This is a genomic window from Amycolatopsis stemonae, from assembly GCF_054781455.1.
In genome coordinates this window covers 488,029-513,636 of record NZ_BAAGUJ010000007.1, presented here as the reverse complement: position 1 = coordinate 513,636, position 25,608 = coordinate 488,029, and the positions used below count along the sequence as shown (strand labels likewise).

Annotated in this window: 14 protein-coding genes and 1 pseudogene; 10 read left to right on the top strand and 5 right to left on the bottom strand. The window is 72.8% G+C overall.

What is annotated here, in order from left to right; genetic code table 11:
• Positions 1-97 precede the first annotated feature (97 nt).
• Positions 98-1,312: a macrolide family glycosyltransferase gene (locus tag ACYVLJ_RS27315; RefSeq protein WP_460440831.1), complete on the top strand. Its 1,215-nt coding sequence runs from the start codon at positions 98-100 to the stop codon at positions 1,310-1,312.
• Between the two features lie 8 nt (positions 1,313-1,320).
• Positions 1,321-11,508: pseudogene (locus ACYVLJ_RS27310) on the top strand (SDR family NAD(P)-dependent oxidoreductase); the annotation flags it as partial.
• 89 nt (positions 11,509-11,597) lie between these two features.
• On the opposite strand, the gene ACYVLJ_RS27305 reads toward ACYVLJ_RS27310, so the two are convergent.
• Entirely contained in the window at positions 11,598-12,164 is a 567-nt protein-coding gene (locus ACYVLJ_RS27305; protein WP_460440863.1) for a hypothetical protein, read from the bottom strand.
• On the opposite strand from ACYVLJ_RS27305, the gene ACYVLJ_RS27300 reads away from it, so the two are divergent.
• The gene (locus tag ACYVLJ_RS27300) at positions 12,094-13,065 is read left to right on the top strand and encodes an ABC transporter ATP-binding protein (RefSeq protein ID WP_451979007.1); all 972 of its coding nucleotides are present in this window, start codon (positions 12,094-12,096) and stop codon (positions 13,063-13,065) included. The genes ACYVLJ_RS27305 and ACYVLJ_RS27300 overlap by 71 nt on opposite strands.
• Before the next feature lies 1 nt (position 13,066).
• A complete protein-coding gene (locus ACYVLJ_RS27295) occupies positions 13,067-13,900 on the top strand; it encodes an ABC transporter permease (protein ID WP_451979010.1) in 834 nt (277 codons plus the stop codon).
• Positions 13,901-13,957: 57 nt separating this feature from the next.
• Here ACYVLJ_RS27295 and ACYVLJ_RS27290 read toward each other — a convergent pair whose 3' ends face one another.
• The gene (locus tag ACYVLJ_RS27290) at positions 13,958-15,124 is read right to left on the bottom strand and encodes a macrolide family glycosyltransferase (protein WP_460440830.1); all 1,167 of its coding nucleotides are present in this window, start codon (positions 15,122-15,124) and stop codon (positions 13,958-13,960) included.
• Positions 15,125-15,210: 86 nt separating this feature from the next.
• On the opposite strand from ACYVLJ_RS27290, the gene ACYVLJ_RS27285 reads away from it, so the two are divergent.
• Positions 15,211-16,341: an acyl-CoA dehydrogenase family protein gene (locus tag ACYVLJ_RS27285; RefSeq protein ID WP_451988731.1), complete on the top strand. Its 1,131-nt coding sequence runs from the start codon at positions 15,211-15,213 to the stop codon at positions 16,339-16,341.
• A complete protein-coding gene (locus tag ACYVLJ_RS27280; protein WP_460440829.1) occupies positions 16,341-17,753 on the top strand; it encodes an acyl-CoA synthetase family protein in 1,413 nt (470 codons plus the stop codon). Before ACYVLJ_RS27285 ends, ACYVLJ_RS27280 begins: the two co-directional genes overlap by 1 nt.
• Before the next feature lie 53 nt (positions 17,754-17,806).
• Here the strand turns inward: ACYVLJ_RS27280 and ACYVLJ_RS27275 are convergent, their stop codons facing one another.
• Positions 17,807-18,559 (bottom strand): class I SAM-dependent methyltransferase, encoded by a 753-nt coding sequence (locus tag ACYVLJ_RS27275; protein ID WP_451988733.1) that lies wholly within the window; start codon positions 18,557-18,559, stop codon positions 17,807-17,809.
• Positions 18,544-20,136: a beta-N-acetylhexosaminidase gene (locus tag ACYVLJ_RS27270; RefSeq protein WP_460440828.1), complete on the bottom strand. Its 1,593-nt coding sequence runs from the start codon at positions 20,134-20,136 to the stop codon at positions 18,544-18,546. Before ACYVLJ_RS27270 ends, ACYVLJ_RS27275 begins: the two co-directional genes overlap by 16 nt.
• Before the next feature lie 320 nt (positions 20,137-20,456).
• On the opposite strand from ACYVLJ_RS27270, the gene ACYVLJ_RS27265 reads away from it, so the two are divergent.
• Complete coding sequence (locus ACYVLJ_RS27265; protein WP_460440827.1) at positions 20,457-21,119, top strand: GOLPH3/VPS74 family protein; 663 nt, start codon at positions 20,457-20,459, stop codon at positions 21,117-21,119.
• 71 nt (positions 21,120-21,190) lie between these two features.
• Here the strand turns inward: ACYVLJ_RS27265 and ACYVLJ_RS27260 are convergent, their stop codons facing one another.
• Entirely contained in the window at positions 21,191-22,252 is a 1,062-nt protein-coding gene (locus tag ACYVLJ_RS27260) for an LLM class flavin-dependent oxidoreductase (protein ID WP_460440826.1), read from the bottom strand.
• Positions 22,253-22,487: 235 nt separating this feature from the next.
• Between ACYVLJ_RS27260 and ACYVLJ_RS27255 the strand changes: the two genes are divergently transcribed.
• Genes ACYVLJ_RS27255 through ACYVLJ_RS27245 form a run of 3 tightly spaced genes read left to right on the top strand, consistent with a single transcriptional unit; the run spans position 22,488 to position 25,599 of the window.
• Positions 22,488-23,447 (top strand): hypothetical protein, encoded by a 960-nt coding sequence (locus ACYVLJ_RS27255; RefSeq protein WP_460440825.1) that lies wholly within the window; start codon positions 22,488-22,490, stop codon positions 23,445-23,447.
• 14 nt (positions 23,448-23,461) lie between these two features.
• Complete coding sequence (locus ACYVLJ_RS27250; RefSeq protein ID WP_451988738.1) at positions 23,462-24,532, top strand: hypothetical protein; 1,071 nt, start codon at positions 23,462-23,464, stop codon at positions 24,530-24,532.
• Positions 24,532-25,599: an NAD(P)/FAD-dependent oxidoreductase gene (locus ACYVLJ_RS27245; RefSeq protein ID WP_460440824.1), complete on the top strand. Its 1,068-nt coding sequence runs from the start codon at positions 24,532-24,534 to the stop codon at positions 25,597-25,599. Before ACYVLJ_RS27250 ends, ACYVLJ_RS27245 begins: the two co-directional genes overlap by 1 nt.
• Positions 25,600-25,608 lie beyond the last annotated feature (9 nt).

Sequence of the window (25,608 nt, the reverse complement as noted above, 5' to 3'; positions counted from 1 at the left end):
CTGGTCTTTCCGGCGGCTCCGCGGGGACACTAGTTGATTCATTGGATTCCCTGTGCGCGCCCGGGGAGCGGGCCCCGGCCGACCTAGGGTGACCGGCGTGGACGTCTCCGCCAGGCATGTCGCCTTTTTCGGTTTTCCGGGCTTCGGGCACATCCGGCCGACGCTGCCGGTGGTCCGCGAGCTGCTCGCGCGCGGGCACGAAGTGTCCTACGTGGTCGCCGAACGGTTCGCCGGTGTGGTCCGCGAAACCGGCGCGAACGTGCTCACCTACCATTCGGACTTCCCCGAGTCGATGCCGGACGTCCGCACCGCCGACGACCTGGCCACCGTCCTCGCGCACTACCTCGACGAAGCGTTCGCGCCGCTGGCCACCGCGTGGCGGGCGTTCGCGGACCACCCGGTCGACCTCGTCGTCGAGGACGTGCTGAGCACCGACGTCGGCGGGTTCGTCGCGCGCCGCGCCGGCTGCGGCGTCGTCCGCCTGTTCGCCGGGTTCGGCGGCAACGACGAAGTTCCGCTCAACGGCAGTGAAACCGAGCTTGCCGAGCCGCTCGACCCCGCGCACCCCGTGCTGGCCGCCTGCGGTGAACGGGTGAAAGCGCGGCTCGCGGAGTTCGGTTTGGACAGTCCGCAGGACTCCGCCCGGGGCGGTGCGGTGGTCGCGAACCTCGTGTTCGTGCCCCGCGCCTTCCAGCCGCGCGCCGAGTGCTTCGGCGAGGAGTTCGTGTTCGTCGGCCCGACCGGCGGCGACGGCGGCCCGGTGCGCGGCGGCTGGGCCCCGCCCGCGACGGACCCGGTCGTGCTGGTGTCACTGGGCACGTCGTCCAACAGCAACCCCGGCTTCTTCACCGCCTGCGGCCAGGCCTTCGCGGGCACCGGCTGGCGCGTCGTGATGACCACCGCCGGGCACGTCGGCGACGACGTCGCGGCGGCCATGCCGGACAACGTCGAGCTGCACTCCTGGCTCGACCACCGCGCGGTCCTGCCGCACACCGACGTCGTCGTCTGCCAGGCGGGGACGGGGTCGCTGATGGACGCGTTCGGCCACGGCGTCCCGGTGGTCGCCGTGCCGCAGCGGCCCGAGGCGCGGGTGACGGCCCAGCAGGTCGAACGCCTGGGCCTGGGCCGCGCGCTGCTCGAAGACGTGACCGGGGACGACGTGCGCGACGCCGTCCTGGCCGTGGCCGCCGACCGGGCCGTGGCGGCCGAGGTCGCGCGGATGCGGGCCGCGATCGAGACGTCCGGGGGCGCCAGGCGGGCGGCGGACGTCCTCGAACAAGCCGTGCGTTCCACCGACGGAGAACGGGCATGAGCGACGACGACAAGCTGCGCGGGTACCTCAAGAAGGTCACCGCGGACCTGTACCGGACACGCGAGCGGCTGCGCGACGCGGAGGACCGCGAGCACGAGCCGATCGCCATCGTGGCGATGAGCTGCCGCTACCCCGGCGGCGTCCGCTCGCCGGAGGACCTCTGGGACCTCGTGGCCTCGGGCCGCGACGCGATCTCGGGGTTTCCCGTCAACCGCGGCTGGGACCTCGACGCGCTCTACGACCCCGACCCCGAGCGGGCCGGGAAGTGCTATACGCGCCACGGCGGTTTCCTGCACGACGCCGACCGGTTCGATCCCGAGTTCTTCGGGATCTCCCCGCGTGAAGCGCAGACGATCGACCCGCAGCAGCGGCTGCTGCTCGAAACGGCCTGGGAGGCGTTCGAGCGCGGCGGGATCGACCCGGCGACCCTGCGCGGCAGCAGCACCGGCGTGTTCGCCGGGGTGATGTACAACGACTACGCCACGCGCCTGACCGACCTGCCCGCGAGCCTCGAAGGCTATGTGGGCAACGGAAGCGCGGCCAGCATCGCGTCCGGCCGGGTGGCCTACACCTTCGGGCTGGAGGGGCCGGCGGTCACCGTCGACACCGCCTGCTCGTCTTCGCTGGTCGCCCTGCACTGGGCCACGCAGGCCCTGCGGCGCGGCGACTGCTCGCTCGCGCTGGCCGGCGGGGTCGCGGTGATGTCGACGCCGGTGACGTTCATCGGGTTCAGCCGGCAGCGCGGCCTCTCGCCGGACGGCCGGTGCCGCTCGTACGCCGACGCGGCCGACGGGACGGGCTGGGGCGAGGGTGCCGGGTTCCTCCTGCTGGAACGGCTTTCCGACGCGCGGCGCAACGGGCATCCGGTGCTCGCCGTGGTGCGGGGCTCGGCCGTCAACTCCGACGGCGCGAGCAGCGGGCTCACCGCGCCGAACGGGCCTTCGCAGCAGCGGGTCATCCGGGCCGCGCTCGCCGACGCCGGACTGTCCTCTTCGGACATCGACGTCGTCGAAGGGCACGGCACCGGGACCACCCTGGGCGACCCGATCGAAGTGCAGGCGCTGCTGGCGACCTACGGCCGTGAACGCGCGGGACGGGCGCCGCTGTGGCTGGGCTCCGCGAAGTCGAACATCGGCCACACGCAGGCGGCGGCCGGAGTCGGCGGGGTGATCAAGATGGTGATGGCGCTGCGCAACGAACTGCTGCCGCGCACGCTGCACGCCGCCGAGCCCACGTCCAAAGTGGACTGGGACGCCGGGGAAGTCGAGCTGCTGCAGGAGGCCGTCGCCTGGCCCGCGGGCGAGCGGCCGCGCCGGGCCGGGGTCTCGTCGTTCGGCGTCAGCGGAACGAACGCCCACACGATCATCGAGCAGGCACCCGAACTCGAAGGGGTCGTCGAAGACGCCGGCTCTCCTGGCCTGGTTCCGGTGGTCCTGTCGGCGAAGAGCCGTGAGGCGTTGCGGGAGCAGGCTGCCCGGCTTCTGTCGCATGTGGATGGACACCGACCGGTCGACCTGGCGTTTTCGCTGGCCACCACGCGGGCCGCGTTCGACCATCGCGCGGTCGTCGTCGCGGAGACGGCCGAGGAACTGCGGGACGGGCTCACCGAGCTGACGTCCGCCGGTGAAACCGTCCCGGGCAAGACGGCGTACGTCTTCGCGGGTCAGGGCGCGCAGCAGCCGGGCATGGGACGCGGGTTGTACGCGGCGTTCCCCGTGTTCGCGCAAGCCTTCGACGAGATCTGCGCGGGCTTCGCCGGACTGCGCGAGCTGGTCTTCGACGGCGGCGACCTGGACCGCACCGAAGTGACGCAGCCCGCGTTGTTCGCCGTGGAGGTCGCGCTCTACCGGCTCCTGGAATCCTGGGGCCTGACCCCGGACTTCGTCCTGGGTCACTCGATCGGCGAGCTGGCCGCGGCGCACGTCGCCGGGGTGTTCTCGGTGGAAGACGCGTGCCGCCTGGTCGCCGCGCGGGCGCGGCTCATGCAGTCCGTGCCCGCCGAAGGGGCGATGGCTTCCGTGCCCGCCACCGAGGACGAGGTCCGGTCGCGGCTGCGCGAGGGGGTGAGCATCGCCGCGATCAACGGACCGAAGGCGGTGGTCGTCTCCGGGGACGTCGACGCCGTCGACGAGGTTGCCGCGCAGTTCGCCGGAGCGAAGCGGCTGCGGGTCAGCCATGCCTTCCACTCGGCGCACATGGACTCGATCCTGGACGCGTTCCGCGCGGTCGCCGAGACGATTTCCTATGCGGCGCCGAAGATTCCCGTGGTGTCCAATGTGACCGGTGAGCCTTCGGACGTCGCCTCGGCGGAGTACTGGGCCGGGCACATCCGGGCCACCGTCCGCTTCCACGACGGCATGCGCTGGCTCGCCGAGCACCGGGTGACGCGGTTCGTCACGCCCGGGCCCGGCGGCGGCGCCGCCGCGATGGCCGGGGACTGCGTGCCGGACGCGCTGGTGGTGCCGGTCCTGCGCCGGGACCGGGACGAGGTGCGCACCTTCACCGAAGCCGTCGGGCGGCTGCACGTCGCCGGGTTCGGCCCGGACTGGGCGGCCGTGTTCGCCGGCCGGGGCGCGCGGGTCGTGGACCTGCCGACCTACGCCTTCCAGCGCGAGCGCTACTGGCTCGACGGGCAGCGCGCGGTCACCCCGTCCGGCGCGCTGTACCGCGTCGAGCAGGTCCCGGCGACCGCCACCAGCCCGGCCGTCGACTGGCACGACCTGGCCGGGGACGTCCCCCCGGTCGTGTTCTTCCGGTGCGAGGCCGAAGGCGACGTCGTCGAGGCGGCCCACGCCCAGGCCCGGGAAGTCCTGGCGCTGCTGCGGAAGTGGCTGAGCGACGACCGCTACGCGCAGTCCAAGCTGGTCTTCGTCACCCGGGGCCTCGCCGGTGCCGCGGTCCGCGGCCTGGTCCGTTCCGCGCAGGCCGAGCACCCCGGCCGGTTCGTCCTGGCCGACGCCGACGAACTTCCCGCCGCGTTCGTCGTCGAGGAGCCGGAAGCCACCTACGTCCGAGGCGAAGTCACCGTGCCGCGGCTCGTCGAATCCACTTCGGACGAACGTGGCGTCCGTCTGGACGGGACCGTTCTCATCACCGGCGGGGCCGGTTCGCTCGGCGGCGAGCTGGCCCGGCACCTGGTCCGCGCGCACGACGTGCGGCGGCTCGTCCTCGTGAGCCGGCGCGGTCCGGAGGCGCCGGGCGCGCGGGAACTCGAGGCCGAGCTGGCCGCGGAGGGGGCCGAGGTCGTGCTCGCCGCCTGCGACGTCACCGACCGGGACGCCCTGGCCGCCCTGCTCGGCGAGATCGGCCCGCTCACCGCGGTGGTGCACGCGGCCGGCGTGCTCGACGACGGCGTGGTCGCCTCGCTCACCCCCGAGCGGCTCGACGCCGTCCTGCGGCCCAAGCTCGACGCGGCCTGGCACCTGCACGAACTCACCGACGGCCTGTCCGCCTTCGTCCTGTTCTCCTCGGCCGCCGGGGTCCTCGGCGGCGCCGGGCAGGGCAACTACGCGGCGGGCAACACCTTTCTCGACGCACTCGCCGCGCACCGGCGGGCGAACGGGCTGCCCGCGGTGTCGCTGGCCTGGGGCCCGTGGGTCCCGGACGGCGGGATGACCGGGCAGCTGACCGATGCGGACGTCGCCCGCATGCGCCACGGCGGTGTCCGGCCGCTGCCGGTCCGGGACGCGTTGCGCCTGTTCGACCGCGCGTTGGCCGGTCCCGAAGCGCTGGTCGTGCCGATCGACCTCGCCGCCGACGACCTCGACGCCACCCGGCCGCTGCTGAGCGGTCTCACCGGGGAGGCGGCCCCGTCGTCCGGCGTCCCCGCCGACGCGCTCGAGCTGGTCCGGGCCCAGGTGGCCGCGGTCCTCGGCCACGCCTCGACGGCGAGCGTGCGTGCGGACAGGCCCTTCGCCGACTTCGGGTTCGACTCGCTGACCGCGGTCGAGCTGCGCAACGCCCTCGCCCGCGAGACCGGCCTGACCCTGCCGTCGACGCTGATCTTCGATCACCCGACACCGCGCGCGCTCGCCGAACACCTCTTGGGCGCCGCCGACCGCGGACCCGCCGAGCCGGCGGCCCGGCCCGCCGACGAGCCGATCGCGATCGTCGCGATGAGCTGCCGGTTCCCCGGCGGCGTCAGCACGCCCGAGCAGCTGTGGGAGCTCCTCGAGACCGGCCGGGACGTCATCGCGCCGTTCCCCGCCGACCGCGGCTGGGACCTCGACACGCTCTACCACCCGGACCCCGACCACCCCGGCACCTGCTACACGCGGGAAGGCGGTTTCCTCGACGACGCGGCCGGGTTCGACCCGGAGTTCTTCGAGGTGTCGCCGCGGGAAGCCGTCGCCATGGACCCGCAGCAGCGGCTGTTGCTGGAGACCGCCTGGGAGGCGTTCGAACGCGCCGGGATCGACCCGTCGGTGCTGCGCGGCAGCCGCACCGGCGTGTTCGCCGGGACCAACGGCCAGGACTACTCGACGCTGTTGCGAGATTCGGCCGACGACGTCGCCGGGCACCTCGGCACCGGCAACGCGGCCAGCGTGCTGTCCGGCCGCGTCTCCTACACCTTCGGGCTCGAAGGCCCGGCCGTCACCGTCGACACGGCGTGCTCGTCTTCGCTGGTCGCGCTGCACCTCGCGGCGCAGTCGCTGCGGTCCGGTGAGTGCTCGCTGGCGCTGGCCGGCGGTGTCACGGTGATGGCCAGCCCGGCCGGGTTCGTCGAGTTCAGCCGGCAGCGCGGGCTGGCCGAAGACGGCCGCTGCAAGGCGTTCGGCGAGGCCGCCGACGGCACCGGCTGGTCCGAGGGTGCCGGGATCCTGCTGCTGGAACGGCTTTCCGACGCCCGGCGCAACGGCCGCCGGGTGCTGGCGGTGCTGCGCGGCTCGGCGGTGAACCAGGACGGGGCGAGCAACGGCCTCACCGCGCCCAACGGCCCGTCACAGCAACGCGTCATCCGGGCCGCGCTGGCCGACGCGGGGCTCGAACCGTCCGATGTGGACGCGGTCGAGGCACACGGCACCGGCACCCGGCTCGGCGACCCGATCGAAGCCCAGGCGCTGCTCGCCACCTACGGGCAGGACCGCGAACGTCCACTGTGGCTCGGCGCGGTCAAGTCGAACCTCGGCCACACCCAGGCCGCCGCCGGGGTCGCCGGCGTGCTCAAGATGGTCCTGGCGCTGAACCACGAGGTGCTGCCGCGGACCCTGCACGCCGACGTCCCCTCGGAGCGCGTCGACTGGGCCGCCGGGCAGGTCCGGCTGCTGACCGAGCCGGTCGCCTGGCCGGCCGCGGACCGGCCGCGCCGGGCGGCCGTGTCCGCGTTCGGCTTCAGCGGCACCAACGCGCACGCCGTCCTGGAAGAGGCGCCCGCCGCCGAGTCCACTGTGGAGCCGTCGAAGTCCGTGCTGTGGCCGCTGTCCGGCCACACCGAGGCGGCCCTGGCCGCTCAGGCCGCGGCAGTGGTCCCGGTGGCTTCGGCCGGTCTCGACGGCATCGGTGCCGCGCTGGCCGCCCGGACGGTGTTCGACCACCGGGCCGTCGTGCTCGCGCCCGACCGGGACACCGCGCTGCGGAACCTGCGCCTGCTGGCCGAGGGTGGCGAAGGCCCCGGCGTCGTGCGCGGCCGCGTCACCGGCGAGGGGCGCACGGCGTTCCTGTTCACCGGTCAGGGCGCGCAGCGCGCGGGCATGGGACTCGCGCTGCGCGAGGAGTTCCCGGTGTTCGCCGAGACCTTCGACGCGGCCTGCGCGCTCTTCGACGCCGAACTGGACGTCCCGCTGCGCGACGTCATCGCCGAGGGCGGCGAGCAGCTGGACCGGACGCGGTTCACGCAGCCCGCGCTGTTCGCGGTCGAGGTCGCGTTGTTCCGCCTGCTGGAGTCGTGGGGCCTGACCCCGGACTTCGTCCTGGGCCACTCGATCGGCGAGCTGGCGGCGGCCCACGTCGCGGGGGTGCTGACGCTCGAGGACGCCTGCACGCTGGTCGCCGCGCGCGGCCGGCTCATGCAGGCGCTGCCCGCGTCGGGTGCGATGGTGGCCCTGCGCGCGACGGAAGAAGAAGTCCGCCCGCTGCTCACCGCGTCGGCGGGGATCGCCGCCGTCAACGGCCCGGCGTCGGTCGTGGTGTCCGGAGTGGAGGACGACGTCCTCGGCATCGCCGCGCACTTCACCCGGCTGGGCCGGGAAACCAAGCGGCTGCGCACCAGCCACGCGTTCCACTCCCCGCTGATGGACCCGATGCTCGCCCCGTTCCGGGAGATCGCCGCCGGACTGTCCACCGCGGACCCGGTGCTGGGCGTGGTCTCGAACCGCACCGGCCGGCTCGCCACCGCCGCCGAACTGCGTTCGCCCGAGCACTGGGTCCGGCACGTGCGGGACGAGGTCCGGTTCGCCGACGGCGTCGGCTGGCTGGCCTCCCGGGGGGTCACGCGGTTCGTCGAGGTCGGGCCGGACGCGGTGCTCTCGGCGATGGTCCCCGAATGCGTCGAAGACGCGGTGTTCGTGACCGCGACCCAGCGGCGCACGCGGCCGGCCGTCGAGGCCGTGCTGACCGCGGTGGCGGAAGCGCACGTGCACGGTTTCTCCCCGGACTGGGCGAAGCTGATCCCGCCGGGTGCACGGGCGGAGCTGCCGACCTACGCGTTCCAGCGCCGCCGGTTCTGGCCCGGCACGGCCGCGGGCCGCGCGGGCGACGTCGCGACCGCCGGGCTGGCGGCCAGCCCGCACCCGTTCCTCGGCGCCACCGCCGAACTGGCCGGGGACGCGGGTGTCCTCGGCACCGGCCGGATCTCCCTGCGCACGCACCCGTGGCTCGCCGACCACGCCATCGGCGGCTCGGTGCTCTTCCCCGGCACGGCGTTCGTCGACCTGGCCGTCGACGCGGGCGACCGCGCCGGCTGCGCCCAGGTCGAGGAGCTGACGCTCGGCGCGCCGCTGGTGCTGCCCGCGACCGGCGGCGTCCGGCTCCAGGTGCTGACCGGCGCGCCGGACGAGTCCGGGGCCCGCGCGCTGACCATCCACTCGCGGCCGGAAGACGCGGCTCCCGACAGCCCGTGGACGTTGCACGCGAGCGGCGTGCTGACCCCGGCGGTCCCGGTACGCGGCGACGACCTCGCCGCCTGGCCGCCTGCCGGCGCGGAAACCCTCGAGACGGCCGGGCTCTACGACCGGCTCGCGGACAGCGGCTTCGGCTACGGGCCCGTCTTCCGGGGCCTGCGGCGGGCGTGGCGGCACGGCGAGGACGTCTACGCCGAGGTCGAGCTGCCCGAGGACACCGCGGACGGGGCGTTCGGGCTGCACCCGGCGCTGCTCGACGCCGTCCTGCACGCGGCCGCGTTCCTGCCCTTCGCCCCGGCCCCGAACGGGCGCCTGCCGTTCTCCTGGCGCGGGGTGTCCTTGCACGCGGAAGGTGCGCGTGCGCTGCGGGTGCGGCTCACCCGCACCGGTGCCGAGTCCCTCGCGATCACCGTCGCCGACTCCGCCGGGCGAGCCGTCGCGACCGTGGAATCCTTGGCCCTGCGGGAGTTCTCGCCCGACCAGCTCACCGCCCGGCCGGACGCGCTGTACCGGCTGACCTGGGCCGCGTACGACGGCGACCCGGTCGGCCTGCCCGACGTCGAGGTGGTTCCCTTCGAGACCCGGCCGGTGCGGGAAGCGACGCGGGCCGCGCTCACCTTGATCCAGTCCTGGCTCGCCGAAGACCGCCCGGCCAAGCTCGTGCTGCTGACCTCCGGCGCGGTCGTCGCCGAGGACGGCGACGGGCCGGGGGATCCGGCGCTCGCCGCGGTCTGGGGCCTGGTGCGCTCGGCGCAGTCGGAACACCCGGGCCGGTTCGTGCTGGTGGATTCCGACGGCTCCCTCGACGTCGCCGACGCGGTGGCGACGGGGGAGAACCAGGTCGCCGTCCGCGGCGGCACGGTCCGGGTCGCGCGGCTGGCCAAGGAAACGGACGCGCTGACCGTGCCCGCGGGCGACTGGCGGCTCGACATCGCCGAGCGCGGCACCCTCGACGGGCTGACCGTCGTGGCCTGCCCGGAGTTCGCCGGGCCGGTGGCGCCGGGCGCGGTCCGGATCGCCGTGCGCGCGGCCGGGGTCAACTTCCGGGACGTGCTCAACACCCTCGGCATGTACCCGGGCCCGGCCACCTCGCCGGGGCTGGAGGGCGCCGGGGTGGTCACGGCGGTCGGCGAGGGTGTCACGCGCTTCGCGCCCGGCGACCGCGTCATGGGCATGTTCGGCGGCGCGTTCGGGCCGGTGGCGGAGGTCGACGAACGCCTGCTCTGCCGGTTGCCCGCCGGGATGTCGTTCGCCCAGGGCGCTTCGGTGCCGGTCGTGTTCCTGACCGCGCTCTACGCCCTGACCGACCTCGGTGATCTGCGTCCCGGCGAAACCGTCCTGGTGCACGCGGCGGCGGGCGGTGTCGGCATGGCCGCGGTGCAGCTCGCGCGTCGGCTCGGCGCCGAGGTGTACGGCACCGCGAGCACCGGGAAGTGGGACACGCTGCGGGAGTCGGGCTTGACGGACGACCACATCGCGTCCTCGCGGACCCTCGACTTCGAGCACGAGTTCCAGGCGGCGACGGACGGGCGCGGCGTCGACGTCGTGCTCGACTCGCTCGCCGGTGACTTCGTCGACGCGTCCCTGCGGCTGCTGCCCCGCGGCGGCCGGTTCCTGGAGATGGGCAAGACCGACGTGCGCGATCCCGAGCGCGTGGCGGCCGAGCACCCGGGCGTCCGGTACCAGGCGTTCGACCTCGTCGAAGCCGGGTACGACCGGATCCGCGAGCTGTTCGACCGGCTGCTGGGGTGGTTCGAGGCCGGGGTGCTGACGCCGCTGCCGGTCACCGCGTGGGACGTCCGGCACGCGCCGGCGGCGTTCCGGCACGTGAGCCAGGCGAAGCACGTCGGCAAGGTCGTGCTCACCGTGCCCGCGCCGCTCGATCCCGACGGCACCGTGCTGATCACCGGCGGCACCGGCGGTCTGGGCCGGCTGCTGGCCCGGCACCTGGCGTCCTCCGGCGTCCGGCACCTGCTGCTGGCTTCGCGGCGTGGTCCGGCCGCTTCGGGCGCCGAGGAGCTGCGGGCCGAGCTTTCCGCCCTGGGCGCCGAAACTTCGTTCGCCGCCTGCGACGCGGCCGACCGGGACGCGCTGGCGCGGGTGCTCGCCGACGTCCCGGCGGACCACCCGCTGACCGCCGTGGTGCACGCGGCCGGGGTGCTCGACGACGGGCTCGTCGGCTCGCTCACCCCGGACCGGCTGGACGCCGTGCTGCGGCCCAAAGCGTCCGCCGCGGCCCACCTGGACGCGCTGACGCGGGACCTGGACCTGTCGGCGTTCGTGCTGTTCTCGTCGGCGGCGGGCGTGCTCGGCGCACCCGGGCAGGCGAACTACGCGGCCGCGAACGCCTTCCTCGACGGGCTCGCCCGCCGGCGTCGCTCGGCGGGCCTGCCGGCGCTGGCGCTGGCGTGGGGGCCGTGGCTGCCGGCCGGCGGCATGACGGCCGGGCTGACCGACGCCGACGTGCGGCGCATGACGCGGTCCGGGCTGCCGCCACTCCCCGTCGAGCAGGGCTTGGCGTTGTTCGACGCGGGCCTGGGCGCGCCGGACGCGGTGCTCGTGCCGATGCTGGTCGACGTGCGGGCGATGAGCGAGGTTCCGGACCAGCTGCGCGGAGTGGTCCGGACCACGGTCCGGCGCCGGGCGGCGGCCGCGGCGCCGGCGGACCTGCGGGAGCGGCTCGCGGCCGCGTCCGGCGAGCACCGGCGGGAGGCGCTGCTGGAGCTGGTGTGCGCGCAGGTGGGCGCGGTGCTGGGCTACGGCCCGGAAAGCGTGGACCCGGCGCGGGTGTTCAAGGAGCTGGGCTTCGACTCGCTGACCGCGGTCGAGCTGCGCAACCGGCTGAGCACCGCGAGCGGCGTCCGCCTGCCGGCGACGCTGATCTTCGACTACCCGACCCCGGCGGCGCTGGCCGGGTACCTGGGCGAGGAACTGTTCCCGGAGTCCGGTGCGGACGCGGAAGAGCACGAGATCCGGGCGGCGCTGGCGTCGATTCCGGTGGCGCGGTTCCGGGAAGCGGGGTTGCTGGAGGCACTGCTGAAACTGAGCGGCCGCGAGGTGCCGGACCCGGAAGAGGACGACTTCGGCGACATGGCCGTCGACGACCTCGTGCGGCTGGCGCTGGGAGCCGAAGAATGAGAAAGCGCGGACGAACGGAAGCGGCCGCCCCGGTGTCCTTCCCCGACAAAGGACACCAGGACGGCCGCCGAGTTCCGCCGCGGTCGTTTTCAGGAGATGAAGAAGCGGCGCCTCCCCTGGGCCGTCGTGCGGCGCGCCGTCGCGCTGCGGACGAAGAACAGCAGTCCCACCACTATCGTCACGCCGCCGCCGACCACGCCGATCGTGTGCTGGCCCGCGTTGATGATGATCGCGATCCCGCCCGCGACGAGAATCAATCCCATGACGAGGGAAACGAACGGCCGTCCACCTTGGTCTTTCGCCATTTGAAACTCCTTTGGAACGAGGGTCGACGAAATCTCTTGTGATCGATTCAAGCACACGCCGCACAGCGTTGTGAGTCCTCGAAAGTCGTCTTCCGACCATCGAAAGTTGACGTTGCCCGGGTTGCGGGTCGCTCCCGGTGCTGGGACGATCACGCTGGTACGGGGGTTGCAACTTTGGTTGCGGTGACAAGCGACCTTCTGCAGTAGCCCGGCCGGGGGAACAGCCGGTTGACTGGTAGCCAGGTACAGCGATATCCAGGATCGAATACGGAGCAAGCGCTTGATCACAGCACGAGATCTGACGAAGCGATACGGGGACACGACCGCCGTCCACGGCTTGTCCTTCGACATCAAGCCTGGCGTCGTGACCGGTTTCCTGGGCCCGAACGGGGCCGGCAAGTCGACCACCATGCGGATGATCCTCGGCCTGGACACCCCGAGCGGTGGCTCGGTCACGGTCAACGGCAAGGCCTACCGCGACCTGCCCGCGCCGATGCGCGAGGTGGGCGCGCTGCTCGACGCGAAGGCCGTCCAGGGCTCCCGCACGGCGTACCGGCACCTGCAGTGGGTGGCGCAGGCCGGCGGCATCCCCCGCAAGCGCGTCGACGAGGTGCTCGACACCGTCGGCCTCACCGACGTCGCGGGCAAGAAGGTGGGGAACTTCTCCCTCGGCATGTACCAGCGGCTCGGCATCGCCACGGCCCTGCTGGGCGACCCGCCGACGCTGCTGTTCGACGAGCCGGTCAACGGCCTCGACCCGGAAGGCATCTTCTGGATCAGGACGCTGATGCAGGACCTCGCCGCCGAAGGGCGGACGGTCTTCGTGTCCAGCCACCTGATGAACGAGATGGAAGAGACCGCCGCGCACGTCATCGTGATCGGCCGCGGCGAGCTGATCGCCGACATGCCGATCACCGACTTCACCCAGCGCAGCGCGCGCAGCCACGTCCACGTGGTCTCGCCGCAGGCCGCCGAGCTCGCCGAAGCGCTCGAGCGCGCGGGCGGCAAGGTGACCAAGCTGGACGACGGTTCGCTCAACGTCGTCGGCATGGACGCGCCGGAGATCGGTGACCTGGCCCTGGAACGCCGGCTCGGGTTGCACGAGCTGACGCCGGTCCGCGCGAGCCTCGAGGCCGCGTTCATGGACCTCACCAAGGACAGCGTGCAGTACCGCTCCCACAACGGCGCGCCGCCGGAGGAGCACAAGGTTCTCGAGACGGCCCGCGCGCTCGCGGCGGAAGGGAGTGAGTGACGTGACGACGGCAACGGCTGCCCTGCCGGCGGCGAAGACCTCGCCCGGCATCACGAACACGCTCACCGCGGAGTGGACCAAGCTCCGGTCGGTCCGGTCGACCTGGCTCGTCGTCATCGCCGCGGCGGTGGTCAGCGTCGGGTTCTCCGTGCTGTTCAGCTTCCTGACCGAACAGGACTACAAGAACCTGCCCGGCGAGCAGCGCATCGACTTCGACGCGGCCGGCACCAGCATGGTCGGGATGAACCTCGGCCTGATCCTGCTGTCGGTGCTCGGCGCGCTCGCCGTGTCCGGCGAGTACTCGACCGGGATGATGCGCCTGACCCTGGCCATCACCCCGCACCGCGGCCGGGTCCTCATCTCGAAGGCCGTGGTCGTCGGGCTGCTGTCCTTCGTGCTCGGCACGGTGTTCGCGGCGGCGGCGTTCTTCATCGGCCAGCTCGTCCTCGGCATCAACCCGGACATCCCGACGCTCGGCCTCGGCGGCCCGGGCGTGCTGCGCAGCCTGCTCGGCTGGGGCGCGGAGATGGCGGCGTTCGCGTTGCTGGCGCTGGCGTTCGGCGTGATGTTCCGCAGCGCGGCGGGCGCCATCGCGACGGCGATCGGCTTCATCTTCGCCCCGGCGATCCTGGGCGCGTTCCTGCCGGCGTGGGTCCAGCGCGACATCCTGGCCTACTTCCCGGCGTCGGCGGCGGAGCAGCTGAGCACGGCCCAGCTCAAGACGGACTCCGCGACCTACCTCGGCCCGCTCACCGGCGGCGGCACGCTGCTGACGTGGGTCGCGGTGGCCCTGGTGGTGGCGTTCTCCCTGATGGGCAAGCGCGACTCCGGCTGAGCGGGTCCGCCGCGGCTGGTCGTGAGTGTTCAGGGCGGTTCCGACCGCCCTGAACACTCACGACGTCAGGCCGAGGATGCGGTCGGCGGCTGTGACGGCGCCGCCGCCTTCGCGCGTGTGGTCGCGCATGGCCCGCGTGCGGGCGCCGATCTCGTCGTCGGCCGCCACCGCGAGGACCGCGTCGCGAACCGACTCCGGGGTCACCTGCTCGCGCGGGAGCCGGACGCCGAGGCCCAGCTCCACGACCCGCTCCGTGTTGACCTCCTGCTCGCCGTGCATCGGGACCAGGACCAGCGGTGTCCCGCAGTAGAACGCCTCCATCACGCTGCCCATGCCCGCCGACGTCACGAACGCCGACGCGTGCCGCAGCACCGCCGGGTGCGGAACCCACTGTCGTGCCTCGATGTTCGGGGGCAGCGCTCCCAGCGACGCGGGATCCACGCCGCCGCCCAGGGTCATCACCAGGTTCCACGGCAGGTCCGCGAACGCGCGGGCGCACTGGCGGAAGAAGTCCGGCTGGTCGTTGAACGCCGACGTGCCCAGGGAGACCAGCAGCACCGGGTTCCCGTTCGACGGCGGTTCCCAGCCCGTCAGCGGTCGCTGCGGGCCGAAGCACGGGCCGGTGAACGTGTGCCGCTCGTCGAACGTCTCGCCCGCGTACTGGAACCCGCGGGGGATGAGGACCAGCTTGTGATCGCCGCCGTCGTCGAGGAACTGCTCCGGCGTCCGGCCCGGGGCCTCGGCCGACAGCAGGGCCTCGAGGTCGGCGAGGAAGTCGTAAGAGTCCTCAGTGGACTCGGGAGCCGGGTACCGCGCGACGTGCGCGGGCAGCGAATAGTGCTCGTTGGACGCGAAACACGCCGAGAGCTGCACGGTCGGGCAGGTGACGTCGTGGGCGAGCACCCGGCCCGCGATCCACATCGTCGAGTCGAAGGCGAGCACGTCCGGCGGGTCTTCCGCCAGCAGCTTCCGCACCGGCTCCAGCGGCGCCAGGCAGCTGGACGCGCCGGTCAGCGCGGCCGCCAGCCGGTGCGAGCCCGGGTCGCCGGCCGGCTCGTCGTAGCCGAGCGGCCGGGCGCCCGTCGCCGCGATCCGGCCGGCGAACGCGCTGCCGGTCGCGACGGTGACCCGGTGGCCGCGCCGGACCAGCTCGCCGAGGACGTCCAGGACGGGGGTCACGTGGCCGTGGCCGGGCAGGGTGCAGAGCACGACGTGTCGGGTCACACCGGCCATGGTCGCAGCGCGCATTCAGGGATTTCGCCAGACATCCGGCCGTTAGCCTCGGGCGCGGACACTCGTGGAGGTGGCGGATGGAGTTCGGCTGGACCGCGGACCAGCGGCAGCGCTACGACCGGACCTTGGCCGACACGCGCGCGGCGTTCCCGGCCGAGCCCGAGTACGTCTTCAGCCGCGAGAAGTGGGCCCTGCTCGGCAAGTTCGGCGTCCTGGGCGCCAGCGTGCCCGCCGAGCACGGCGGCGGCGGCCTCACCGCGCTGGAGACCGCGCGCGTCTTCGAAGCCGCCGGCCAGGGCTGTCCGGACACCGGTCTCGTCTTCGGCGCGGCCGCGCACCTGTTCGCCTGCACGATGCCGATCGTCGGCTTCGGCACGCAGGCCCTGCGCGAGCGGCTGCTGCCCGGCCTCGCCGCCGGAGACCTGATCGCGGGCAACGCGATGACCGAGCCGGAAGCGGGGTCGGACGTCGGGGCGCTGCGGACCACGGCGACGGCCGTCGACGGCGGGTTCGTCCTGAACGGCGTCAAGAGCTTCGTCAGCAACGGCCCGGTCGCCGACGTCCTGGTCACCTACGCGGTCACCGACCCGGATGCCGGCCACTGGGGCATCACGGCCTTCGCGCTCGACGCCGATCTGCCGGGCATCACGCGCGGCGAGCCGTTCGGCAAGCTGGGCATGGAAGGCTGCGTGGCCGGCGAGATCACCTTCACCGACTGCTTCGTCCCGGCGGACGCCGTGCTCGGCGAACCCGGCCAGGGCTCGGCGATCTTCCAGCACTCGATGGGCTGGGAGCGTGCCTGCCTCTTCGCGCTGTACCTCGGCGTGCAGGACCGGCTGATCGCGCGGTGCCGCGACCACGTGCGCGGCCGCCGCCAGTTCGGCAAGCGGCTCGCGGAGTTCCAGTCGGTGTCCAACCGGGTCGTGGAGATGAAGCTGCGGGCCGAAAGCGCCCGGCTGCTGCTGTACCGGGCGTGCTGGGCCCTTGACGCGGGCGAGGACGCGACGCTGTTCGCGGCGTTGTCGAAGCTCGCGGTGTCCGAAGGGACGGTCGCGAGCGCGACCGACGCCGTCCAGCTGTTCGGCAGCCGGGGCTACCTGCGCGAGCACGGCGTCGAGGCCGCCTTGCGGGACGCGATCGGCGGGACGATCTTTTCCGGCGCTTCCGACGTACAACGGCAGCTGGTCGCGATGGAACTGGGGTTGTGATGCTGCACGAGCTGATCCTCACCGCCGCCGAGCGCACTCCGGACGCCCCGGCCGTGCACTGCGGCGACACCACCGTCACCTACCGCGAACTCGACGAGCTGGCCGCCCGCCAGGCCGCCGGGCTGCGCGCCGCCGGGGTCCGCCGCGGTGACCGGGTGCTGATCTGGGCGGAGAAGAGCGTCGAAGTGGTGGCGCTCATGCAGGCGGCACTGCGGCTGGGCGCGGTCTACGTGCCGGTCGCGCCGTCCAACCCGGTGTCCCGGGTGCGGCTCATCGCCGACAGCTGCACACCCGCGCTGGTGGTCACCGGCACGGCGGCCGACTGGGGCCCGAACCCGCCGCCGCTCAGCTCGTTCGAGGCACTGTCCACAAGCGACGGTTCGGTGGTTCCCGAGCGCGTCGGCCCGGACGAGCCCGCCTACATCCTCTACACGTCCGGCTCGACCGGCGCGCCGAAGGGCGTCCTGATCAGCCACCGCAACGCGCTCGCGTTCGTGGAATGGGCCGTCGCGGAGACCGGGCTGCACGCGGGGGACCGGCTGGCCAACCACGCGCCGTTCAACTTCGACCTGTCGGTGTTCGACCTCTACGGCGCGTTCTCCGCCGGGGCGTCGGTGGACCTGGCGGGTTCGGACCTGTCCTACTCACCCGCGGAGCTGACGGACTTCCTGCACGGCCGCGGGATCACCGTCTGGTACTCGGTGCCCTCGGCGCTGGTGCTGATGATGCGGCACGGCGGGCTGCTGGACCGGCCCGCTCCGGCGTCCTTGCGGGTCTGCGTGTTCGCCGGGGAGCCGTTCCCGATCGCCGGGGTCCAGGCGCTGCGCCGCGCGTGGCCGGAGGTGCGGCTGTTCAACTGGTACGGCCCGACCGAGACGAACGTCGTCACGAGCTACGAGGTGACCTCCGCCGATCTCTCGCGGACCGGCGCCCTGCCGATCGGGCGGGCGTGCTCGGGCGCGACGCTGACGCTGGCGGACGGCGAGATCGTCGTCGAGGGTCCGACGGTCATGCTCGGCTACTGGGGCGCGGCCCCGCAGCTCGGCGGCTACCGGACGGGCGACCTCGGCCGGTACGACGCGGCGGGCGAGCTGGAGTACGCCGGCCGCCGCGACGCGATGGTCAAGCTGCGCGGCCACCGGATCGAGCTGGGCGAGGTCGAGACGGCCCTGGCCCGGCACCCGGCGGTCGCCGAGGTGGCGGTGGTGGTCGCGGGCGCGGGCATCGACGCGCGGCTGCGCGCGGTGGTCGTCCCGCGTCCCGGCGAGCGCGTGACGCTGCTGGGGATGAAGGCCCACTGCGCGGCACACCTGCCGAAGTACATGATCGTCGACGAGGTCGTCACGGCGGCGGAACTGCCCCGCACGGCGAACGGCAAGACCGACCGCGCCAAGCTGGCCGCCGCGCACTGACCCGGGACGGGAAAAGGGCGGTCCCGGGGTCGGGACCGCCCCTTTCTCCGTGTTCAGCCGCGCGCGATGACGTAGTGCGTCGGCAGGTTCAGGCTCGAGCCGTCCGCCAGGGTTTCCGTGGTGCGCAGCAGCAGCTCGCCGCCGTCCACGATGGAGAAGCCGCCCAGCTCGTAGACCGTCTCCAGCTCCGCCTCGCCCGCCGCCGGCTGGAGGCCGATGCCGAAGTAGATCGACACCCGCTCCAGCTTCGGCAGGTCGTTCGCCGGGTCGGCGATCAGCTGCTGCATGTACGTGTAGCTCGCCGGGGTCAGCTCCTGGTTGAACACGCACCCGCGCGCCCCGGCCAGCGCGGCCAGGTTGCGCGTGCACGTCACCCGCCGGTCCACCGGCAGCTGGTGGATGACGCCCGACAGGTAGATGTTCACGTCGCCGTAGCGCGCGCGGAACGCGGCCACGGCCGTGTCGTCGAGCACGTCCAGCAGCTCGTACGAGACGTTGGGCGCGGGGTTCTCCGTCCGCGCCCGGTTCAGCGCGGCTTCCGCGATGTCCACCCCGACGACCCGGTCGTACAGCCCGGCCAGGTACTTCGTCTGGGTCCCGTTGCCGCAGCCCAGGTCGACTAGCGGGAGCGCGGGGTCGAAGTGGGCCTTGAACAGCTCCGCGTGCGCCGCCGCGCCCTCGGCGGGCGCGCAGTCCCAGAAGGCCGCGCCCGCGCGGTCCGGGAGGTCCTTCCAGTAGGCCTCCCAGACCTGCCCGTCCTTGTTCGCCATGGTGGGCTTCTCCCGCCGGGTCAGTTCTTCGGCCACGGGATTTCCGGGGCCGCGTAGTACTTCACGCCCAGTGCCGTCCAGCGCGGGCCCTGCGCGGCCAGCCGCGCCGAGAACGACGTCCAGTCGTGGCTCGCCTGCGAGGACCAGCCGATCTCGGCGATCGCGGGCAGCCGCGGGAACGCCAGGTACCGCACGTCGTCCAGGCTCTTCACGGTGTCCGTCCACAAGGGAGCTTCGACGCCCGAGATGTTGGCGTTCAGCGCGCCCGGCACCACCGCCGTCGGGTCCCAGCCGTACGCCGCCTGGACGCTGATGGTCCCGGCCCAGTCGAGGCCGGTGTCCGCCGGGACACCGGGGGCGTACTTCATGTCCAGGTAGGTGTAGACGCACGGCGCCATGATCAGCTTGGCGCCCTTCTGGCTGGCCTGGCCGACCTCGTTCTGGGTGCCGTCGTAGATCCAGAACTCGCCGGTCACGCCCTTCGGCGGGGTCGCCGTCAGCATCTCCGCCCAGCCCAGCAGCTTCTTGCCGAGCTTGGCCACCATCGGCGCGATCTTCGCCATGAACGCCGTGTACTGCGCGTCGTCGAGGTCCTGGATCTCGTCGCCGCCGACGTCGAGGTAGTCGCCCGGGGTCAGCGCCGCGACCTGCGTGAGCACGTCGTTGATGAACTTGTAGGTGACCGGCTTGGTCACGCACAGGTCCGACCGCGGCGCGGGGGTGAGCCCGGTGTAGACCGGCCCCGCGACGCCGTCGCAGTTGAGCTCGGCGTACGACGCCAGCGCGGCGCCGAAGTGCGACGGCATGTCGACCTCCGGCACGATCGTGATGTGCCGGCTCTGGGCGTAGGAGACGATGTCGCGATACTGGGCCTGGGTGTAGAAGCCGCCGGCACCGCCGCCCGAGCCGGTGCTCGCGCCCTTGGCCGTCAGGTTCGGCCAGCCGTCGATCTGCAGCCGCCAGCCCTGGTCGTCGGTGAGGTGGAGGTGCAGGTTGTTGACCTTGTACAGCGCGATGTCGTCGAGGTACTTCTTCACGTCCGCCACCGGCAGGAAGTGCCGGGCGACGTCGAGCATCGCGCCGCGGTAGGCGTAGCGCGGGTAGTCGAGGATGTGGCCGCCGGGCACCGTGAGCGTCCCGGTGAGCGAGGCGGGCAGCAGCTGGCGCAGCGTCTGCACGCCGTTGAACAGCCCGGCGGGCTTCGCCGCCCGGATGGTCACGCCGGTCGCGGAGGTGTCGAGCTGGTAGCCCTCGTCGCCGACGCGGGGGTCCGCCCCGCCGAGCAGCAGCGAGATGCCGGGCAGCGTCCTGGGCAGCCACGGCCCGACGGGCACCACGGGGACCGGCAGCCGGGTCGCCGGGCGCAGCAGCCCGGCGAGGTAGTCGCCGACCTGGCGCGCGTCGGCGCCGGCGGAGGTGAACACGGTCGTCGCGGCGCCGAGCCGGTAGCTCACGGCCGGGTCCGCGGTCACCGACACCGGGGCGGGCACGATCTGCTGCAGGGCCGACACGGCCGCGGCGGGCCGCGGGGCGGCGCCGGCGGGCACCGCCGGGGCGATCAGGCCGAGGAGGGAGAGGAGCAGCACCCCACGCTTGACACTTCGAGCGGTCATGAGCCGTCCATTGCGGATAGTGTGGCGGAAGAAAGACACTGGCCCCTTTCTCTTAACCGGCCCACCGCCCGCGGGTCCACCCGATCGGCCGACCTCTAGGCAGACTGCTAAGGCCGGGCCGGCGGGCTCGCCGGAACAACTAAGGTTGTGAGCCGACAACCTTCCGTCACCGACTGTCAACCTTTGGCCGTTTTTCGCGAGGGTTCGATCCGCCAAGATCGGGTAGTACGCAATGCCAGGCGCGTCCGCCAGGGGGAAATCCGGCCGGACGCGGGGATCCCGGCCCGTACCGACGACCGACACAGAAACGGGTGACCGACATGACCGACACGCCGACCGCCGTCCACTACCGTGCCTACCTCCTCGCCTACGACGTCGAGAAGGAAGACCTCTACGACCGCACCCGCACCGCGTTCCTGACCCGCGCCGGCGTGCTGACCGAGCTGGCGCTGCGCGGCAACATCGCCGACGAAGACGGCGACGCCGTGCTGGTCAAGGCGGACCCGACCGGCGACCCGGTGCTGGACAAGCTGCTGGCGCAGATCGGCAACGAGAAGCGCAGCTGGAAGTCGTGGATCCGCCACGACTACAAGGAGACCCTCGATGACATCGAGGAGCAGCTCGTCGAGCAGAAGCTCCTGACGGTCGAGGAGAAGAAGGTCCTCGGCGTCGTGCCGAAGACGCACGTGACCGTCACCGACCCCGCCATCGCGAAGGCGCTGCAGGAGCACGCCGTCGAGGTGCTGCACGGCTCGACCCCGGCCGCCGAGATCGGCGCGGACGACGCCGCGCTCGTCGCGCTCGCCGCCGCCGGCACGGTCCCGAGCGTGGTGACGCGCAAGGAGAGCAAGGGCGAGTACAAGGACCGCATCGAGGAGCTGACCGACCGCGTCGGCGAGGTCGCGCCCGGCCTGGAGAAGGCGCTGCGCGGCATCCGCCTCACGATGATCGCCGCCCAGGGCGGCCTCGGCTTCAGCGGCTGACGCCGCACCGACGAAAGGACCCGGTGGCCTCGCGGCCGCCGGGTCCTTTCGCTTCCGCCCCTGGGGAGGGGTCATCCGAGCGCGGGCATCACCTTGTCCGCGAACAGGGTCAGCGTCCGGGACATGGTCTCGGCCGACTGGCCGCCGAAGTCGAGGTTCCACAGGATGACGTCGGGGCCGAGCACGTCGCGGACCTCTTCGATCCGGCCCAGCACCGTGTCGGGCGAGCCGACGACGGCCTTGGCCTCCAGGCCGTCCGTCTCCAGGTCGAAGCTCGCCATCTGCCGCGCCATCGCGGTGTAGCCCTCGTACGCGGGCGATTCGACGTTGTGCCAGGAGAGGATCGCCTCCTTGAAGGCGTTGAACGACTTCACCATGAACGGCACGGCCAGGTCGCGGGCCTCTTCGTCGGTGTCCGCGATCAGCAGCGGGATGCTCACCGCGAACTTCGGCTTGCGGCCGGAATCGCCGTGCTCCTCGAGGAACGCGGTGCGGTACAGCTCGACGTACTCGCGCTTGCGGGCCATCTCGTTCAGCTGGGTCGAGCTGATCAGCAGGTTGAAGCCCTTGCGGCCGGTCCAGTCGAAGCTCGCCGGGGTCGCCAGCGCGGCCACCCACACGGGCGGGCCGGGCTGCTGGACCGGGGCCGGCAGCGAATTCGCGTTCTCGTACTCGAAGAACGGCGTCTTCTCGGTGACGTCCGTTTCGCGCCACAGCCGCACGACGGCTTCGATCGTGGCGAGGAACCGCTCTCGGCTGGTGTCCATGTCGACGCCGAAGGCCTCGAACTCGTACGGCAGGAAGGCCCGCGCGAAGCCGACGTCCAGGCGGCCGCCGCTCATCACGTCGACCTGGGCCGCGTGCGCGGCGATCTGGATGGGGTGGTGGAAGGAGGCCTGGATGCCGCCGGTCATCAGGCGGATCGACTCGGTGCGCGCGGCCACGGCCGACAGGAAAGCCAGCGGGCTGGGGGAATATCCGCCGTAGGAGCGCAGGTAGTGCTCGGTCATCTTGACGTAGTTCAGGCCGAGCTGATCGGCGAGCACACTGACCTGCAGCACATCCTGGAAGTACTGCGAGGCGGTCGTGGTCTCCGGGTCGCAGTCCGGCAACAGCGAGACGCCATACTCCACGTTCTGATACCTCCGGCGAATAGGGTGACGAGCCTGGACGGGCCGGCTGCCAGCTTTTTCCCACCGGGCGGACGCGCGATAGCCGCCCTAGCAAGCCAACCCTGGGGGAACTCTTAAAGAGTCCCGCGCCCGGAGCTGAGGAATCGCCTAGAGCCCCCATGCTAGCCCGGTTCCGCGCGCAAGGGGGTGCGTAGCGTCGCGGCAGCCGCTCGGAAACGTTCGTTAGGGGAATTCGGTGACTCTGGGGTATCTCTTCGGCGCGAACATCTCCGATCCCGACCCGGAGCACGGCGCGAACCTGTACGAGGCGTACCCGGCCATGCGCCGGACCTACGAAGAGGTCCGCGACTGGACCGGCCTCGAACCGCGCACCCTGCTGCGCGGCGAGTTCGAGCCCCGCGGCGACCACGACCGGTTCAGCCTGGCCGGCACCCGCCTGGCCGCGCTGGCGCTGGGCATCCACGACGTGCTCGCCGAGTCCGGCGTCCACCCCGGTGTCGCGGGCGGGATCAGCCTCGGCGGGCTGATCGCGAGCTCGGTGGCCGGCGCGGTCGACCGACGGATGCTGTTCGACCTGCTGCTGCGCGAAGCGAAGACGCCCGTGCCCGACCCGGCACCGCCGGCCCAGGGCGCGGCCATCGCGTTCCTCCCGGTCACCGAGGACCCGACGTTCTACTACGGCGCCCGGCGGCCCGGCGTGTACCTCGGCGGCGACTTCGGGGTGCTGGCGAACGGGACCGCCCGGCTGCTCATGCTCAGCGGCACGGCCGAGGCCCTCGAAAAGCTGGTCGCGCAGAGCCCGCCCGGCATGATCAGCGTCATCGACGGCCAGCCGTTCGCGGTGCACTCCCCGCTGCGCCAGTACGCGACGGACTTCATGGCGCCGACCGTGGCGGCCATGCCGGTCGCCGACCCGCGGATCCCGGTGTGCTCCTTCCTCGAGGAACGCGCGCTGACGACGGCGGCCGAGGTCCGGGATCTGTTCCAGCGCAACAAGACCACCACGATGAGTCTGCCGCACGTGTGCGCCGGGATGAAGGCCCAGGGGGTCCGGCTCGCCTTCGTGCTCGGGCCGACGCTGCCCGCCGGCGTGCTCGACTTCCCGTTCCCCGTCGTGCGCATCACCGAGCCGCACCACGTCACCGAAGCCATGACCGCGATCTACGACTACGCCGTCGACCTCGTCGCCCCGTGAAGCAAGGAGAGACCGTGAGCACCCGCACGCACGAACGTGCCAGCCTGACCGACCACTGGTTGTCCCTCGACCTCGACGCGTGGACGCGGCACGTGGTGCGGCGGCACTTCAACCCGGAGCTCGGCAGCCCGTACTGGCTGAAGCGGGCGACCGAGCTGTCCTTCGACCCGAGGGACATCACGCGCTATGACCAGCTCGCCGAGTTCGGCCCGTTCCCGCCCGGCGACCTGCGCGGCATGGACCCCGGCGACCTGGTGCCGCGCATCGTCCCGCGCCCGCTGACCGGGCGCGTCTGGGAGTCCGGCGGCACCACCGGCGACCCCGTGCGGGTGTTCTACACCGAAGACATGATGACCCACCGCGTCGAGTGGCGCCGCTGGTCGTACCTCTTCGACGGCTACCAGGCGGGCCGGACCTGGCTGCAGGCGACGCCGAGCGGGCCGCACCAGATCGGCAACGGCGCGATCGAGCTGTCCGAGCAGCTGGCCGGGCTCGTCTACGGCATCGACATGGACCCGCGGTGGATCAAGCAGCTCATCCGCGCCGGCAAGATGAAGGAACTGGGGGAGTACACCGACCACGTGCTCGGCCAGATCGTCGACATCCTGCGCTCGCAGCACGTCCACTACCTCAACACGACACCCGCGTTGCTGCAGAAGCTGATCGCGCGGCACCCCGAGCTGGTCGCCGCGCTCGACGGCGTCCGGCTCGGCGGCACGCACATGAGCCCGCGGATGTACCAGGACTTCGTCAAGGCGCTGGACGGCGGGCTCGTGCGGTCGGGCTACGGCAACACCTTCGGCAACGCCGTGAGCCTGCACCCCGAGGACGGCGGCGCGATCCTCCCCTACGCGCCGACGTACCCGCAGGTGACGATGTCCGTTGTGGACCCTTCGGACTTCCGCGTGAACGTCGACAATGGACAGTTGAAGCTGACCGTGCTCCACGAAGACCTCTTCCTGCCGAACCTGCTGGAGCGCGACGAGGCGACCCGCTACGACACCAAGGGCGAGTGGCCGGTGGACGGCGTCTACAACGTCCGCCCCCTGCAGGTGAGCCAGGCCGCGCCGGAAGGCCTCTACTGATGGCCACGCCGAAGGTGGTCGTGATCGGTGCCGGGGTCATCGGCGCCGCGGTGACCTACCACCTCGCGAAGCGCGGGGCGCGCGTGCACTGCGTCGACCGCGCGGACCGGCCCGCCGCCGGCACCACGGAGGTCGGGTTCGCCACGGCGACGGCCTACCGGCGCTTCCCCAAGGCCTACTTCGAGCTGAACCAGGCCGGCATCGACGAGCACACGGCGCTGGCCGGGGACTCCGCGCCCTGGTGGCACCGCACCGGGACGGTGGCGTGGACCGACGACGAGTCGTTCACCGGCTACCTCGCCCAGCTCGAAGAGTGGGGCTGCCCGGTCGAGCGGCAGGTCCCGGACGGCTCGTCCGTGGTCCTGCCGTCGGCGGGACCGGTCGCCTTCCTGCCGGCCGAGGGCTGGATCGACGCGGTCGCCTTCACCCGCCACCTCCTGGACCAGGCGGTCTCCCTCGGGGCCACGCTGGACTTGAACGCCGAGGTGACGTCGGTGTCGGGCGGGGCCGGCCTCGCGGACGGCCGCCGGATCGAGGCCGACGTCGTGGTCAACGCCACCGGTTCGGCCGCGGACGAGATCGGCGCCCTGGCCGGCGCCCGCCCGTTCCTCGGGGCGCCGCGGCGCAGCCTGATCGCCCACCTGCTCGTCGACGGCGACCCGCTCGAGTACATCCTGCGCGCGCCCGAGGTCAGCATCCGCCCGGACGGGCCGGGGCGGGTGGTCCTGCGCTCGGACCGCGTCGACCGCGGGCTGCCCCCGCGGTCGGGGACGCCCGACCCGGAGTTCGTGAAGGACCTGCTGGACCGGGCGGCGAAGGTGGTGCCGCTGCTGGGCACGGCGACCGTCCGCGCGGCCGAGGTGGTCGACGCGCGGTGCGCGCGGGACGAACTGCCGAGCGTGGGGCCGTTGTCGGCCGTGCCGGGGTACTACGAGGCCGTCGCCAGCGCCGGGGTGACCCTGGCACCACTGTTCGGCAAGGCACTGGCGGCCCGCATCGTCGACGGCGCGCCCGACCCGCTGGTCGACGTTTTCACGCCGGACCGGTTCGCCGTGACGGCAAGCTAGGAACTTCCC

Excerpts from the sequence above, each read along its gene's own strand:
- ACYVLJ_RS27265 (WP_460440827.1), top strand. The coding sequence starts at position 20,457 with ATGACCGACACGCCGACCGCCGTCCACTACCGTGCCTACCTCCTCGCC.
- ACYVLJ_RS27280 (WP_460440829.1), top strand. The coding sequence starts at position 16,341 with ATGCTGCACGAGCTGATCCTCACCGCCGCCGAGCGCACTCCGGACGCC.
- ACYVLJ_RS27245 (WP_460440824.1), top strand. The coding sequence starts at position 24,532 with ATGGCCACGCCGAAGGTGGTCGTGATCGGTGCCGGGGTCATCGGCGCC.
- ACYVLJ_RS27270 (WP_460440828.1), bottom strand. The coding sequence starts at position 20,136 with ATGACCGCTCGAAGTGTCAAGCGTGGGGTGCTGCTCCTCTCCCTCCTC.
- ACYVLJ_RS27285 (WP_451988731.1), top strand. The coding sequence starts at position 15,211 with ATGGAGTTCGGCTGGACCGCGGACCAGCGGCAGCGCTACGACCGGACC.
- ACYVLJ_RS27305 (WP_460440863.1), bottom strand. The coding sequence starts at position 12,164 with ATGTCGAAGGACAAGCCGTGGACGGCGGTCGTGTCCCCGTATCGCTTC.